The 14,090-nt window shown below is 71.2% G+C and carries 11 protein-coding genes and 1 riboswitch; of the genes, 3 read left to right on the top strand and 8 right to left on the bottom strand.

Features of this window, described 5'->3' with window-relative positions; genetic code table 11:
- Positions 1 to 61: 61 nt before the first annotated feature.
- Positions 62 to 553, bottom strand: a complete 492-nt coding sequence (locus tag ACIA8F_RS25080) for a DUF1269 domain-containing protein (protein WP_399381984.1) — start codon at positions 551 to 553, stop codon at positions 62 to 64.
- 228 nt (positions 554 to 781) lie between these two features.
- Positions 782 to 1,003, top strand: a riboswitch (cobalamin riboswitch).
- A 176-nt stretch (positions 1,004 to 1,179) separates the two neighbouring features.
- Between ACIA8F_RS25080 and metE the strand changes: the two genes are divergently transcribed.
- Positions 1,180 to 3,519, top strand: coding sequence for a 5-methyltetrahydropteroyltriglutamate--homocysteine S-methyltransferase (metE, locus tag ACIA8F_RS25075; protein ID WP_399381982.1), 2,340 nt, complete (start codon positions 1,180 to 1,182; stop codon positions 3,517 to 3,519).
- Positions 3,520 to 3,624: 105 nt separating this feature from the next.
- Here the strand turns inward: metE and ACIA8F_RS25070 are convergent, their stop codons facing one another.
- Together ACIA8F_RS25070 and ACIA8F_RS25065 are read right to left on the bottom strand one after the other, a co-directional pair.
- Positions 3,625 to 5,076 (bottom strand): nucleobase:cation symporter-2 family protein, encoded by a 1,452-nt coding sequence (locus ACIA8F_RS25070; RefSeq protein ID WP_399381981.1) that lies wholly within the window; start codon positions 5,074 to 5,076, stop codon positions 3,625 to 3,627.
- A gap of 369 nt (positions 5,077 to 5,445) precedes the next feature.
- Positions 5,446 to 6,123 carry a helix-turn-helix domain-containing protein gene (locus ACIA8F_RS25065; protein ID WP_399381979.1) on the bottom strand — a complete coding sequence of 226 codons (678 nt, stop codon included), beginning with the start codon at positions 6,121 to 6,123 and terminating at the stop codon, positions 5,446 to 5,448.
- A 417-nt stretch (positions 6,124 to 6,540) separates the two neighbouring features.
- On the opposite strand from ACIA8F_RS25065, the gene ACIA8F_RS25060 reads away from it, so the two are divergent.
- The gene (locus ACIA8F_RS25060) at positions 6,541 to 7,992 is read left to right on the top strand and encodes a nucleobase:cation symporter-2 family protein (RefSeq protein ID WP_399381978.1); all 1,452 of its coding nucleotides are present in this window, start codon (positions 6,541 to 6,543) and stop codon (positions 7,990 to 7,992) included.
- A 78-nt stretch (positions 7,993 to 8,070) separates the two neighbouring features.
- Here the strand turns inward: ACIA8F_RS25060 and ACIA8F_RS25055 are convergent, their stop codons facing one another.
- On the bottom strand, positions 8,071 to 9,132 hold the full coding sequence (locus ACIA8F_RS25055; protein ID WP_399382056.1) for a DUF2254 family protein: 1,062 nt from the start codon (positions 9,130 to 9,132) through the stop codon (positions 8,071 to 8,073).
- 376 nt (positions 9,133 to 9,508) lie between these two features.
- On the bottom strand, positions 9,509 to 10,816 hold the full coding sequence (eno, locus tag ACIA8F_RS25050) for a phosphopyruvate hydratase (RefSeq protein ID WP_399381976.1): 1,308 nt from the start codon (positions 10,814 to 10,816) through the stop codon (positions 9,509 to 9,511).
- 163 nt (positions 10,817 to 10,979) lie between these two features.
- On the opposite strand from eno, the gene ACIA8F_RS25045 reads away from it, so the two are divergent.
- Positions 10,980 to 11,402, top strand: a complete 423-nt coding sequence (locus tag ACIA8F_RS25045) for a MarR family winged helix-turn-helix transcriptional regulator (RefSeq protein WP_399381975.1) — start codon at positions 10,980 to 10,982, stop codon at positions 11,400 to 11,402.
- Positions 11,403 to 11,485: 83 nt separating this feature from the next.
- On the opposite strand, the gene ACIA8F_RS25040 is transcribed toward ACIA8F_RS25045, so the two are convergent.
- The 3 genes from ACIA8F_RS25040 to ACIA8F_RS25030 all read right to left on the bottom strand — a co-directional run bounded on the left by ACIA8F_RS25040 (position 11,486) and on the right by ACIA8F_RS25030 (position 13,776).
- Complete coding sequence (locus ACIA8F_RS25040) at positions 11,486 to 12,034, bottom strand: transposase (RefSeq protein ID WP_399381973.1); 549 nt, start codon at positions 12,032 to 12,034, stop codon at positions 11,486 to 11,488.
- Positions 12,031 to 12,570, bottom strand: coding sequence for a winged helix-turn-helix domain-containing protein (locus tag ACIA8F_RS25035; protein WP_399381971.1), 540 nt, complete (start codon positions 12,568 to 12,570; stop codon positions 12,031 to 12,033). The genes ACIA8F_RS25040 and ACIA8F_RS25035 overlap by 4 nt, the downstream gene beginning before the upstream one ends.
- Before the next feature lie 255 nt (positions 12,571 to 12,825).
- Complete coding sequence (locus ACIA8F_RS25030; protein ID WP_399381970.1) at positions 12,826 to 13,776, bottom strand: glycoside hydrolase family 16 protein; 951 nt, start codon at positions 13,774 to 13,776, stop codon at positions 12,826 to 12,828.
- Between the last annotated feature and the right edge of the window lie 314 nt (positions 13,777 to 14,090).

The following is a 14,090-nucleotide window of genomic DNA, read 5'->3' as shown; positions in this document are numbered from 1 at the left end:
CGGGGCCGGGGGGAGTACCCCCCCGGCCCCGGGCCGCGGCGTCGGTTCGGGGCGCGGGGCCTCAGGCCGCGAAGACCTCGCGGAGCTGCTGCTCCTGCGCGCCGGAGAGGTTGGAACGGATCAGCTGCGCCCGTCCGCCGGGGAAGGCGCTGCGCACCCGCTCGACCACCGCGTCGGAGGAGAGCAGGAACAGGGCGGAAGTGCCGGGCTTCACCTCGGACTTCACCTCGTCGATGAACTGGTCGTCGATGCCGACGTCGGAGAGGGATCCGCCGATGGCTCCGGCCGCCGCGCCCACGGCGGCGCCGAGCAGCGGCACGAAGAACAGGAGACCGAAGAGCATCCCCCAGAAGGTGCCGGAGAGGGCGCCGGCTCCCGTGAGGCTGTTCAGCTGCTGGGTCCTCGGCTTCTTGGCGTCCTCGCGCCAGGTGACGACCGCCGCGTCGTGCACCTGTATCAGCTGCTCCTTCTGCAGGGCGAGCAGCGCGGACTCCGCCTGCTGCGCCCCCTCGGGAGTGGCGAACTTCCAGACGGTGAGAGTGGTGGATGCCACGTAACGCTCCAGTTCCTGGACGGTGTTGCCTGTCGTCCAGTACAACCCACAATCAGACAATTGACCACAATTAGCATAATCGTGACTCTTTGTCATGTGTCGACCCGTCAGCGTCATTCGCCCGTTCGGCCGTACTCGGCCGTCCGGGCGGGCGGCGAAGGTCCGCGCGTGTCCCATTTCACCGTCCGACATGTGGGAAGCCGTGCCCGTTCCCCGGGCGCCCGCCCTACTGTGGGCCTCGCAGCTGGTTCGCCCCCGTCCGCCAGGCGGGATGCGTCGTAAGAGGGAACCCGGTGGGAATCCGGGACTGCCCCGCAGCGGTGAGCGGGAACGACCGCCGTCATACGCACTGGGACCGGAACCGGTCCTGGGAAGCGACGGCCAGTAGGTGCGGACCTCTGGTCCGCGAGCCCGCGAGTCCGAAGACCTGCCCGTTGCCCGTGCGCGATCGACCGCGCACGGTTTCCCGGTGACCTCGTGGGCGGGTCGGCGTGCACCTCGGGCGGCTCCTGCCGTCGCGTACCCATGCGTACGCGACCCCGGCGGGCGGGCCGCCCGCTGCGGCACCCTTCGCCTCCGCGGCCCGTCACCGGGTTCATGGAGACACGCTCGCGAAGGAGAGTTCCGTGACCACCGAGTCCGCAGCCGCACCCGGGTCCGCAGCCGCACCCGTACGGGCCACCGTGTACGGCCACCCCCGCCAGGGACAGAACCGCGAACTGAAGAAGGCGATCGAGGGCTACTGGAAGGGCCGCGTCAGCGCCGAAGCCCTCCGGGACACCGCCCGCGACCTGCGCCGGACCCACTGGGCCCAGCTCGCCGGGGCCGGCATCACCGAGGTCCCGACCGGCGATTTCTCGTACTACGACCACGTCCTCGACACCACCGTCATGGTCGGCGCGATCCCCGACCGCCACCGCTCCGCCGTCGCGGCGGACGCCCTGGACGGCTACTTCGCGATGGCGCGCGGCACCCAGGACGTGGCCCCCCTCGAAATGACCAAGTGGTTCGACACCAACTACCACTACCTGGTCCCCGAACTCGGCCCCGACACCGTCTTCACCGCCGAACCCGCCCGGCAGGTCGCGCAGTTGAAGGAGGCCCTGGCCCTCGGCCACACGGCCCGCCCGGTCCTGGTCGGACCGGTGACCTACCTCCTCCTCGCCAAGCCCGCACCCGGCACGGCCGCCGGCTTCGAGCCGCTCGCCCTGCTCGACCGGCTGCTGCCCGTCTACGCCCGGGTCCTCGCGGAACTGCGCGCGGCGGGCGCCGCCTGGGTCCAGCTCGACGAACCGGCCCTGGTCCAGGATCGCACCCCGGCCGAACTGAACGCGGCGGCCCGCGCCTACCGCGAGCTCGGCGGCCTCACCGACCGCCCCAAGCTGCTCGTCGCCTCCTACTTCGACCGGCTCGGCGAGGCCCTGCCCGTCCTCGCCAAGGCCCCTGTGGAGGGACTCGCCCTCGACTTCACCGACCGGGCCGCCGCCAACCTCGACGACCTCGCCGCCGTCGGCGGAATCCCCGGCAAGCGCCTGGTCGCGGGCGTGGTCAACGGCCGCAACATCTGGATCAACGACTACCAGAAGTCGCTGACCACGCTCGGCACCCTGCTCGGCCTCGCGGACCGGGTCGACGTGGCCGCCTCCTGCTCCCTGCTGCACGTCCCGATCGACGCCGACGCCGAGCGGGACATCGATCCGCAGATCCGGCGCTGGCTCGCCTTCGCCCGCCAGAAGACCACCGAGATCAGCACGCTGGCCCGCGGACTGGCCCGGGGAACCGACGCGATCGCGGCCGAACTCGCCGCGAACCGGGCCGACCTGGCCTCCCGCACCGCCTCCCGGATCACCCACGACCCGGCCGTCCGCGCCCGCACCGCCGCGATCACCGAGGCCGACGGCCGCCGCGCCCAGCCCTACGCTGAACGGGCCGCCGCCCAGCGCACCCACCTCTCCCTGCCCCTGCTCCCCACCACCACCATCGGCTCCTTCCCGCAGACCACCGACCTGCGCACCGCCCGCGCCGACCTGCGTGCCGGACGCATCGGGACGGAGGCCTACGAGGAGCGCATCCGGGCCGAGATCCGCGAGGTCGTCTCCTTCCAGGAGAAGACCGGCCTCGACGTGCTCGTGCACGGGGAGCCCGAACGCAACGACATGGTCCAGTACTTCGCCGAGCAGCTCACCGGATACCTCGCCACGCAGCACGGCTGGGTCCAGTCCTACGGCACCCGCTACGTCCGCCCGCCCGTCCTCGCCGGGGACGTCTCCCGTCCCGACCCGATGACCGTCCGCTGGACCGCGTACGCCCAGGCTCAGACGGCCAAGCCGGTCAAGGGCATGCTCACCGGCCCGGTCACCATGCTTGCCTGGTCCTTCGTGCGCGACGACCAGCCCCTCGGCGAGACGGCGCGGCAGGTCGGGCTGGCCCTGCGCGACGAGGTCGAGGACCTGGAGGCGGCCGGCACGTCGGTCATCCAGGTCGACGAGCCGGCCCTGCGCGAAACGCTGCCGCTGCGCGCCGCCGACCACGCCGGCTACCTGGCGTGGGCCACCGAGTCCTTCCGCCTCACCACCAGCGGGGTCCGGCCGGACACCCAGATCCACACCCACATGTGCTACGCGGAGTTCGGGGACATCGTCGAGGCCATCGAGCAGCTCGACGCCGACGTCATCAGCCTGGAGGCGGCCCGCTCCCACATGCAGGTCGCCGACGAGCTGGCCGGCGCGGGCTATCCGCGCGAGGTCGGCCCCGGGGTCTGGGACATCCACTCGCCCCGCATCCCCTCGGCCGGGGAAGCGGCGGCCCTGCTGCGCAAGGGACTCGGGGCGATCCCCGCGGAACGGCTCTGGGTCAATCCCGACTGCGGTCTGAAGACCCGCGGCTGGCCCGAGACGAGGGCCTCCCTGGAGCACCTCGTCGAGGCGGCCCGCCGGGTGCGTGCGGAGCTCGCCCCGAACGGCTGATCCCCGCTGGGGGCAGGACGGTAGGAACCAGGACGGCCGGCACGCGGAGCGACCGCGTGCCGGCCGTCCGGCCGTCGGGCTGTGCGGCTGTCCGGCTGTCCGGCCTCAGTGCACGGGTACGGCGGCTGCGGGCTGCCCTTCCTGGATGTCGTCCTGCCCGGGGCGGCCGATGTGGTTGAAAGCGAGGTTGAGCAGGACCGCGGCGACGCAGCCGGTGCTGATGCCGGAGTCGAGGATGATGCGCATGCTCTCCGGGAAGCCGTGGTAGAAGCCCTCGCTGGCCATGGGGATCACGCCGATGCCGAGGCTGATGGCGACGATGAGGACGTTGTCACCGCGTTCGAGCCCCGCCTGGGCCAGGGTCTGGATTCCGCTGGCGGCCACCGTGCCGAACAGGGCGAGGCCGACGCCGCCGAGGACGGGCTGCGGCACCAGGGAGACGACCGAGGCGAGGAACGGGCAGAGCCCCAGCAGGATGAGGATGCCGCCGCTCGCGGCCACGACGTAGCGGCTGCGGACCTTGGTGATGGCGACCAGGCCGACGTTCTGTGCGAAGGCGCTGGCGGCGAAACCGTTGAAGAGCGGGCTCAGCGCCGTGCCCAGGCCGTCCGCGCGCAGCGCCGCGGCGAGGGTCTTCTCGTCCGCGGGCTTGTCGACGATCTGGCCGAGGGCGATCACGTCGGCCGTGCTCTCGGTCATCGACACGATCATCACGATCACCATGGACACGATCGCGGCTACGGTGAACTGCGGAGCACCGAAGTGGAAGGGCGTGGGGAAACCGATCACGTCGGCGTCGGCGACGGCGCTGAAGTCCGCGAGTCCGAGGGGGAGGGCGATCAGGGTGCCGGCGACGAGTCCGAGCAGGATGGAGATCTGCTTGAGGAACCCGCGCAGCACCCTGCGGAGCACCACGGTGATCAGCAGGGTCACCGCGGCGAGGCCGATGTACTTCACGTCCCCGTAGTCCTCGGCCCGCGCGTTGCCGCCCTGGGCCCAGTTGAAGGCCACGGGAAGCAGGGACAGGCCGATCAGGGTGATGACCGTGCCGGTGACCACGGGCGGGAAGAACCGGATGAGCTTGCAGAACCAGGGGGCGAGGAGGAAGCCGAACACCCCGGCCACGATCACGGCGCCGTAGATCACGGGCAGTGCGTCCTCGGGGCCCTCGGCCTTGGCGATGGCCAGCATCGGGGCCACGCCGGCGAAGGAGACGCCGTTGACGAAGGGGAGGCGCGCGCCGATGTTCCAGAAGCCGAGGGTCTGCAGGAGGGTGGCGATGCCGGCGGCGAAGAGGCTGGCGCTCATCAGGAACGCGATCTCGCCCTGGCTCAGTCCCACGCCGATGCCGACGACCAGGGGTGGGGCGACGACACCGGCGTACATGGCCGCCACGTGCTGGAGCCCGGCGCCGAGGAGCTTTCCGAACGGGAGGGTCTGGTCGACGGGATGCTTCGCGGCGGGGGCCGCGGCCGGGTCCGGGGCGGGGGGAAGCGGGGAACCGGGGGACGGCGAGCCGGCGGGCGGCGTGGAGCCGGGCGTGGCGGTGGGCGACATGGAAGGAACCTCCAGGACTGCTGTGGCACGGCGGTTGCCGGGCGGAGGGCGCGCCGAGGGGCGCGGCCGAAGCCTCGGGGGGCCGTGTGGACTGGTGCGATGCCGCAGTCGAGTTGGCGACAGGAGGGCCCGGGGGGCATGGAGGTGCCCTGGGAAACGGGACCGGGAGAGCTGCCCGAACCGGGGTGCCGCGGGGTGAGCGAGCCCCGACGGCCCTGCCGAAGACTGCATGAACGGATCGTCCACGATGCGGAAAGCAGTTTCCGTATGGCTGGGTGGCTCTAGTGCCTCACGCGGCGGGGGTCGTGTCAAGACCCGCGATCCGGGAGACGGGCGGGGTGGAGGCGGTCGGGGTGGAGGCGGTCGGGGTCAGGCTCCCTGCGGGCGCAGCCGCTGCCACAGCTGCTCGTCGATCCGGTCGAGGAAGGCCAGGGCCTCGCGCTCGACGGCTTCGGCGGCGGTGCCCGTCCGGCCGTGGTTGTCGATCCGCTGGTACTCCAGGTGGAGCTGCTCCAGGGCGCGTTGGACCTCCGCCGGCTCCACGGGCACGATCTTCGCGACGGGACGCACGTAGTTCGGCCACCACCCGGTGACCGCCTCGCGCAAGAGCACGCGCAGCTGCCCCGTCCTGCCGCACGCCCCGACGAAGCAGGCGGGCGGCGGTCGCAGCACCTCGAACAGCGCCTGGGTCTGCCGCCCCGAACCGCGCCAGCGGTTGCGCCGTTCCGACTCGGCGTAGCGGTCGCGGGTCATGCCGACACCCGTGGCCGCCTGCTCCACCGTCAGCCCGAGGAGCGTCCGGCACTGCAGGAGCGTGGCCGGTTCGCCGAGCAGATCGCCCGGCGCACACCACAACGCCGCGGCCAGCGCCTTGATCTGATGGGCGGTCGGTACGAGCGTCCCCTGCTCCCAGGCCGCGAGCGTGCCGGGGTGGAGCGGGTGGCCCTGGAAGGCCGAGACGGCCCAGGCGACCTGGCCGTGCGTGAGTCCGAGCCGCTCGCGCACCCGGGTGGCGCGGTGGGGGTCCAGCGGGGGATAGGGGGACATTTCGCCCGCGGAAGGTCTGTGGAGATCGTCTTGGGTCGGCATAGCCGCACACCGTAGGGCGGCGGGGCGCCCCAGCCAAGACCCGGAGGTTCCGCAACCGCCTCGGGGCCCCGCGGGCCCGCGCCGGAGGCCCTGGCCGGCGGGGGATTGTGCGTACATCCAAAGAATCGAAGGAATCGATTCGCTCCTCTGGAGGAGTTGACGGCCGGGGGGCCGGTTCGTAGGGTCGCAGTCGTCCACAGTGGAAAGTGAATTCCGCAATGAGGAATCTGGTCGTTCTCCCACCCCGAGAACCGGCACGATTCCCGTCTCCCTCCGGGCAAGTCCGTCCACTTGTCCGGCTCTTCCGGCCGTGCTTCGCCCCCGACCGTCCCCGCCGCCCGCCGGCCGGGCGGTCTCTCGGAGGGACTCTCCCCCTTGCATTCCCCTACGCTCTTCCCGCACGAACGCCCCGTTCCGCCCCTCCCCGTCCATCCCGCGGACGAAGTGCTGCCCGCGCGGCGGATGATCCCCGCCGCCCTGCAGCACGTGGCCAGCATGTACGCCGGCCTCGCCGCGCCGCCGCTGATCATCGGCGGCGCCCTCGGCCTGACGGCGGCGCAGCTCACCGCGCTGCTGGCCGCGAGCCTGCTCGTCGCGGGCCTGACCACCGTGGCCCAGACGCTCCGCTTCTGGGGTGTCGGGGCCGGGCTGCCCGTCACCAACGGCGTCTCCTTCGCCGTGGTGTCCCCGGTGCTGGCCGCCTCCGTGTCACGGGGGCAGGACACCCTGCCCCTGGTGTTCGGCGCCACCCTCGTCGCCGGGACCGTCTGCTTCCTCCTGGCCCCGGCCTTCTGCCGGCTCCTGCGCTTCTTCCCGCCCGTCGTCAGCGGCTCCGTCATCACGCTGGTCGGCCTGTCGCTGCTGCCGGTGGCCGGGGAATGGGCCCGGGGCGGCGCCCCCGCATCCCCCGGCTACGGCTCGCCGTCCAACCTGGCGCTCGCCGCCGGAACCCTCGCTTTCACACTGCTCCTCCACCGGCTCCTCAGCGGACGCTTCCTGCAGCGGGTGGCCATCCTGCTCGGCCTCATCGCCGGTACGGCCGCCGCGGCGGCGATGGGCAAGGTCGACTTCCACACCCTGTCCCAGGCACCGCTGTTCGCGCTCCCGGAACCCTTCGCCTTCGGCGCCCCGCGGTTCGAGGTGCCGGTCATCGCCACCATGCTCGTCATCATGCTCGTCTCCATGACGGAATCCACCGCCTCCCTGATCGCGGTGGGATCGGTCGTCGACCGCCCGGTCGACGCCCGCGTCATCGCCGGCAGCCTGCGCGCCCAGGGGCTGGGCACCGCACTCGGCGGCGCCCTGGGCGGCTTCGCGAGCACCGCCTACGCGCAGAACGTCGGGCTCGTCGCGATCAGCCGCATCCGCAGCCGGTACGCGGTCACCCTGTGCGGAGCGATCCTGGTCCTCATGAGCCTCGTACCGGTCCTGGGCTCCCTCGTCGCGCTGGTACCGCTGCCCGTGCTCGGCGGAGCGGCGGTCGTCTTCTTCGGCTCGATCACCGTCGCCGGGATCCGGACCCTGACCAAGGCCTCCCTGGCCACCGGGCACAACGGCATCATCGTGTCCGTCGCCCTCGCCTTCGGACTCTTCCCCGTCGCATCGGCCGATTTCTACGAGCGCCTCCCCGCGCCCGTCGCCATGGTGCTGGGGTCGGGCATCACGGCGGGATGCCTCGTCGCCGTCCTGCTCAACCTGCTCCTCAACCACTTCGGCCGGGGCAGCGAGGCCAACGAGAGCCACGTCCCCGCCGCCCATGTCAACGCCTTCGACGGCATCGGCAGCGCACACGCGACGCGGGGCGGATCGCCCCGTACCTCCGGGTGAAGCCGCCTTCGTCGGGGCGCCGGTTGCTGCTGCTCCGGGTGTTCCCGCTGCTCCGGCTGATCCCGGTGGTCCGGCCGGTCAGCCGGCTTCGGGCGGGGGCCAGGTGAGCGGGTACCGCTCGCGGCCGGACCTGTCCACCCAGTGGAGCCGGTCCCGTACGACCCGGCGCCGGCTCTCCGGGGCCCGCTCTGCCAGCCTGCCCAGCAGATCGTGCATCCTGCGCAGGGCCATCGGGGAGCCGGCGGCGGCGTAGAGGAGTTCGTCCACGGCCGTGCGCAGGAACCGCTCCCAGTCCGGCACGGGGACGGTCACCCGCAACCGGCCGGACTCGTCGGTGAAGTGACCGACGCTCAGCTCGCGGCCGGCGAGGAGGGTCAGCAGGTCTTCGATGCGGTCCAGGCTCTCCACCGCCGTGGCCGGATCGTTGACGGCCGGGGACAGGGCGCGCAGCGCGATGTCGGCCAGCAGTCTGAAGGGCAGGTCGGGGTCCTGGGGGAAGGTGCGCTCGACCCCGGTCTCCAGCGCGCCGCGCAGGACCGCCTCGGGCACGTCGCCGCCGGTCACCTCGGCGAGCGCCATGCCCCGCGACACGGTCGTTCCCGGCGGGACGAGGAAGGCGAGGGAGCAGTCGCGCTCCCTCGCCACGGCGACCAGGGCGCGCACGTCGATCTGCTGCACGACCACGGCCGGCCCGGTCCACAGGACGGCGGTCCCGGCCGCCGCGGGCGGCGGGGCCGCGTCCGCGCCCGGCTCGTACGGCCGTACGTACACGTCCTCGAACAGCCGGTGCGCGCGGGTGGCGATCGCGGTCAGGGAATGGCCGAGCTGGATCGACCGGAACGCCCCCGTCTGCAGCGACCGCATGAGGGCGAGCGCGATCAGGGTGAGCACCATGCCGGTACCGGGTACGAGGGTCGACACGGTCGTCCTGCGCGCACCGACGGCCAGCCCCGAGGTGATGCTGAAGACGAACACGCCGATGGTGAAGGCGAACGTGCGCCACACGATCGGGTCGTCCCGGAAGAGGCCGAGGCGCGGGGTGAAGCTGGTGGCGGAGAACTGGACGACCAGGAACAGCATCGAATAGATGATGCTCACCAGACTGATGACACCGAATCCGAGGGTGAACAGGAGCGTCACCACGGGTCCGGCGTCCACCTGAGGACCCAGCGAGATCGGGGGACCAGCACCCCCAGGGCCAGCCCGGCGACCGCGCAGACCAGTTGGGCCAGATCCCTGCGCATCGCGCGCTGGGGGCGGTGGAGCGACGAGCCCCGCCGGCGCCGCCGTTCCCGTGCCCGGATGTGCCCGGGGTCGCCAGCCGAGCCGGACATCCAGCCACCTCCAGGTCCCGGTCCCACGCCTCCCGTGGTTGCACCCTTCCGCTGAGGATGCAACCACGGGAGGCGTGGGACCGGGCGGCGAAATGCCGGATGTATTCCATTTCTGGGAGTGGGCGGCCTGGGAGCGGCGACGGGCCGAGGGCCCCGCACCCGGGGGTGCGGGGCCCCGTCGTTCACGCCCCGCGGAGGGCGGAGCGGCCCGCGAAGCGCGCCGAGGAGCCCAGCTCCTCCTCGATCCGGATCAGCTGGTTGTACTTGGCCGTCCGGTCGGAGCGGGAGAGCGAGCCGGTCTTGATCTGCCCGCAGCCGGTCGCCACCGCCAGATCCGCGATGGTGGTGTCCTCCGTCTCGCCCGAGCGGTGCGACATGACGGCCGTCCAGCCCGCCTGGTGGGCCGTGGCGACGGCGGCCAGTGCCTCGGTCAGGGTGCCGATCTGGTTGACCTTGATCAGGATCGAGTTGCCGGCACCGGTGGCGATGCCCTCGCGCAGCAGCGTCTCGCTGGTGCAGAACAGGTCGTCGCCGGTGAGCTGGCAGCGGTCGCCGACGCGGGCGGTCAGCTCGCGCCAGCCCTCCCAGTCGTTCTCCGCCATCGGGTCCTCGATGGAGAGGACGGGGTAGGAGTCGATCAGCTTGACCAGGTAGTCGACGTTCTCCGAGGGGGTGCGCCGCACCCCCTCGCCCGCGTAGTCGTAGACCCCGTCGCGGAAGAACTCGGAGGACGCCGGGTCCATGATCAGACCGATGTCGGTGCCGGGACGGTAGCCGGTGCGCTCGATGGCGGCCATCACGAAGTCGAGTGCCTCTTCGGCGGTGCGCAGCGCGGGCGCGAAGCCGCCCTCGTCGCCCACCCCGGTGGAGTGGCCGGCGGCCAGGAGGTCGCGGCGCAGGGTGTGGAAGACCTCGCTGCCCATGCGGACGGCTTCGGCGAAGGTGTCCGCACCCACCGGCGCGATCATGAACTCCTGGAAGTCCAGCGGATTGTCGGCGTGGGCACCGCCGTTGACGATGTTCATCATCGGCAGCGGCAGGAGGTGCGCGCCGTCGCCGCCGAGGTAGCGGTAGAGGGGCAGGCGGTGGGCCGCCGCGGCGGCCTTGGCGGCGGCGAGGGAGACGCCGAGGACGGCATTGGCGCCGAGCCGGGACTTCGTGGCGGTGCCGTCCAGGGCGACCAGGGCGGCGTCGAGGCCGGCCTGGTCCGATGCGTCCCGGCCGCGCACGGACGCCGCGATCTCCCCGTTGACGTGGGCCACGGCCTGGTCGACGCCCTTGCCGTGCCAGCGCGTGGAGTCCCCGTCGCGCAGTTCCACGGCCTCCCGGGCGCCGGTGGAGGCGCCGGAGGGAACGGCCGCGCGGCCCAGGGAACCGTCCGTCAGGACCACGTCGACCTCGACGGTGGGGTTGCCCCGGCTGTCGATGATCCGGCGGGCGGTGACGGTCTCGATGGTGGCGTCGATGGGTCCGACTGCCTGTGCGGACATGGTGGTTCCTCCCCGTTCGAGCGTGCCGTGGCCCCGGCTGCGACAGCGCTGGCGCTGAGCCCGACACGGCAAACCCTACAGCAATGCTGTTCAGTTTGGCTGAACAGCATTGCTGTGCTGGTCGCCGGCGGCGTCCATGCTGATCAGCGGGGTAAAGTGCCTCATGCCCACCTCGGAAGCCGCCGCCATCGCCGCAGAACTGCGTACTGCGATGGGCAAGCTGTCCCGGCGCGTCAAGCACGAGGACCGGATCCCGCTGGGCCAGGTCGCCGTGCTCGGCGCCCTCGACCGCGACGGCGCCATGACCACCAGCGACCTCGCCGCCGACCAGCGCGTACGCCCCCAGTCGATGGCCCGCGCGGTGGGACTCCTCCTGGACCAGAACCTGATCACGCGCCGGGCGCACCCCACGGACGGCCGCAAGTCGCTGGTCGAGCTCTCGGAAGCGGGCCGGGCCGCCCTCGAAGCGGAACGCGGCCGCCGCGCGGGCTGGCTGGCCCAGGCCATCGAGGCCGAACTCACCGAGGAGGAGCGCACGATCCTGGCCCGAAGCGCCACCTTGCTGGAACGCCTCGCCACCCGCTAGACATTCTCGGACGGGCGTCGCGACCCGGACCCTGGCGGAGCGTAGAAGCCGGACTTTCCGTCCGTGAAGGCATCCTCGTTCTGTTACTGAGCTTGCAGGCGTGGTGTCGGCAGTGTGAGTCCGGTACCGGTGAGGCATCCGTCGATGATGTCGCTGCGGTACTGGATCCGGCGGAGCCCGTGTCGCAGCCGGCGGATGAGGTGCTCGGGATCGGTGAAGGCGGTGTTGGCCTGGCTGGTCCGGCGGAGGATCGACCAGATGCTTTCCACCGGGTTGAAGTCGGGTGCGTAGGGCGGCAGGTGGTAGGCGTTGATCCAGTCGTGTGCATCGATGAAGGCCCGCATGCGGCGGTCTTTGTGGACGTTCAAGTTGTCCCAGATAAGGACGATCGGCCCGCCCAGCTGCTGGTGGGCGGCGATGAGGAGGTCGCGGTACTCGGTCCAGGCGAAGCTCTTACGGCCGCCGCTCTTGTGATCGGTATGCCGTTTGGGCCGGTAGATCAGGCGGGACCGTTCGCCGGGTTTGTAGCAGCACAGGGCCGCGATGGAGAAACGGCGCTGAGAACGGCCTCTCACCCGGATGACCGGAGTGGAACCCCGCCTGCCCCACGTGCGGGAGGTCGGCGGCGTCATCGAGAATCCTGCCTCGTCCTCGAAGACGAGCCAGGCCCCGAGCGACGCCGCGGTGGTTCCAGGTGCGGCCACACCTCCTTCACCCAGCCGGCCACCGCCGCCTCGTCACGCTCGACCGCCCGACGGGCCGGAACCTGATGGCTCCAGCCACGACGCCGGAGCATCTGCGAGATCCCCGACAACGTCATGCTCTTGTGGAACCGTCGGCCGATCAGCGTCTTGATCCTGGCCAGCGTCCATCGCTGATCCGGCCAGCCGTGCGCGATCGGGCCTTTGGCCAACTCCTCCTCGAGCAAGGCGAACAGCCCATCGCTCAGCTTCGGACGCGACGCCGGGCCACGGGAACGAACCGCGTCATGGCCGTTCTCCCGCCAGGCCCGCCGCCACCTCTGGACGGACCGGACACTGACCCGTAACTCCTTCGCTATCTCCGTGCTGCCCCGCCCATCGGCGAACATCGCGACCGCTTCCATCCGGACCCGCTCACGGAACGCTTGCCTCTCCGCGGTCAGACCCCCACCCTGCGGATACCTCATACCTCCGGCATACCGCGAGGATCACCAACCGTCAGCCCCTACGACAAGACGACTTCAAGGTCAGTAGTCCTACGTGGTGAGGTCTTTCTAGAACACCGGTACATCCTCGCCGCGCCGCTTTCTTGGAGCCCCCTGGGCCGAGGGTGGCGGCAGTGGGACGGGCGTGGACGGAATCTGTCGTTCCGACAGGAAGCGTGCGGCGCCGCCGTGGTGACGGATCGTCAGGTTCGGCGGGGCTCGCGTCGTGCGGGGGAGTCAGGACTTCGGCACGGTGTTGATGTGGTTGGTTCCGGCGCTGTAGAAGCCGTCCACCGATTTCTGGACGTCCGCCTGGGAAACGGCCTCACCGGCCTTGTAGTAGAACCAGTTGACTTTCATGTTCCACGTGCGTGAACCGCCGGTGAAGGGGAGGTCGATGAACCAGTTGCTGAAATGCATGTCCACCTTCTCGCGCGGGACGTATTTCCCGGAGCTGGTGAACAGGTCCTTTCCGTCCAGTGAATAGGTGGCCTTTCCGTTCATGAAGGTGATCATCATGATGTGCCAGCCCTCGAGGCGCTGCTTCTTGAGCGCGTGGGTGACGCGGTCCGGCGGATCGGCCTTGAACCAGCTCGTGGTGTCGAGCTGCGGACCCACCGAACCCCAGCCGCCGTTGGGCAGGTACTCGTAGTCGAGCTCGCTGTAGTTCTCCGAGGAGTCCGAGGCGGAGATGGGGAAGAAGGTCTCGACGACGTGGTCGCCGTTGCGGCCGCTGACGGGCTTGTCGCTCAGGTAGACCCGGGCGGCGTAGGTGCCCGTGAAGAGGGGGGTGCCGGTGGTCTGCACCTCGACCTGCTTCGTGCCCTGCTTGGTGCCGTCGGTGGAAGACTGCAGCTGGAGGGCCCTGCCGCCCTGGGCGCTCGCGTCCTCGGGGAAGGTGGCGCCGGCGGCGGTCCAGGTGTCCTTGATGCCCGGGCCGCCCACACCGGTGCGGACCTCCCAGCCGTTGGCGTCGAGGGCGGGGTCGTCGGAGCCGGTGTAGTGGAAGTTGTCGAACAGGGTCCCCGGCGGTCCGGACGGAGTCGGCGAGGCGCTCCGGGCGGGCGCGGCGTCATCGCTGCCGGCGCCGCCGGAGCTGCCGGAGCAGGCGGCGAGCACGCACAGGAGGGCGGGCAGCGTGAGCGCGGTCCACGCGCGGCGACGAGAGGTGCGGCGGGGCTGACTCACACGGGCTCCTTGGACGTAGGGGCGGTGCCTGAACACGCCCTTACATGAAGATCAATCAAATGCTGATCGCACGAAGTGGTCATCCTAAGGTTCGACTCGGCCTCCGCGGCCACGGCCTCCGCCACCACGCCCTCCGGGGCCGTGGCGGTCGCGGTTCCGGCGAAACGGCCCGGACCGAAACCGGGAAGAGGGGCGTCCGCAACCGTACGTAAACCGTGCGTACAGACTTACCGACTGGTACCGCTAATTGGTATTCCAATCCGATTACGAAGCCGGAGCAGATCGCTCCAAACGTGCACATCGGGCCCAAGTCG

Origin of the sequence: Streptomyces sp. NPDC051563, assembly GCF_044454225.1 — a bacterium.
Classification (GTDB): domain Bacteria; phylum Actinomycetota; class Actinomycetes; order Streptomycetales; family Streptomycetaceae; genus Streptomyces.
This window is presented reverse-complemented; position numbering and strand designations above follow the sequence as displayed.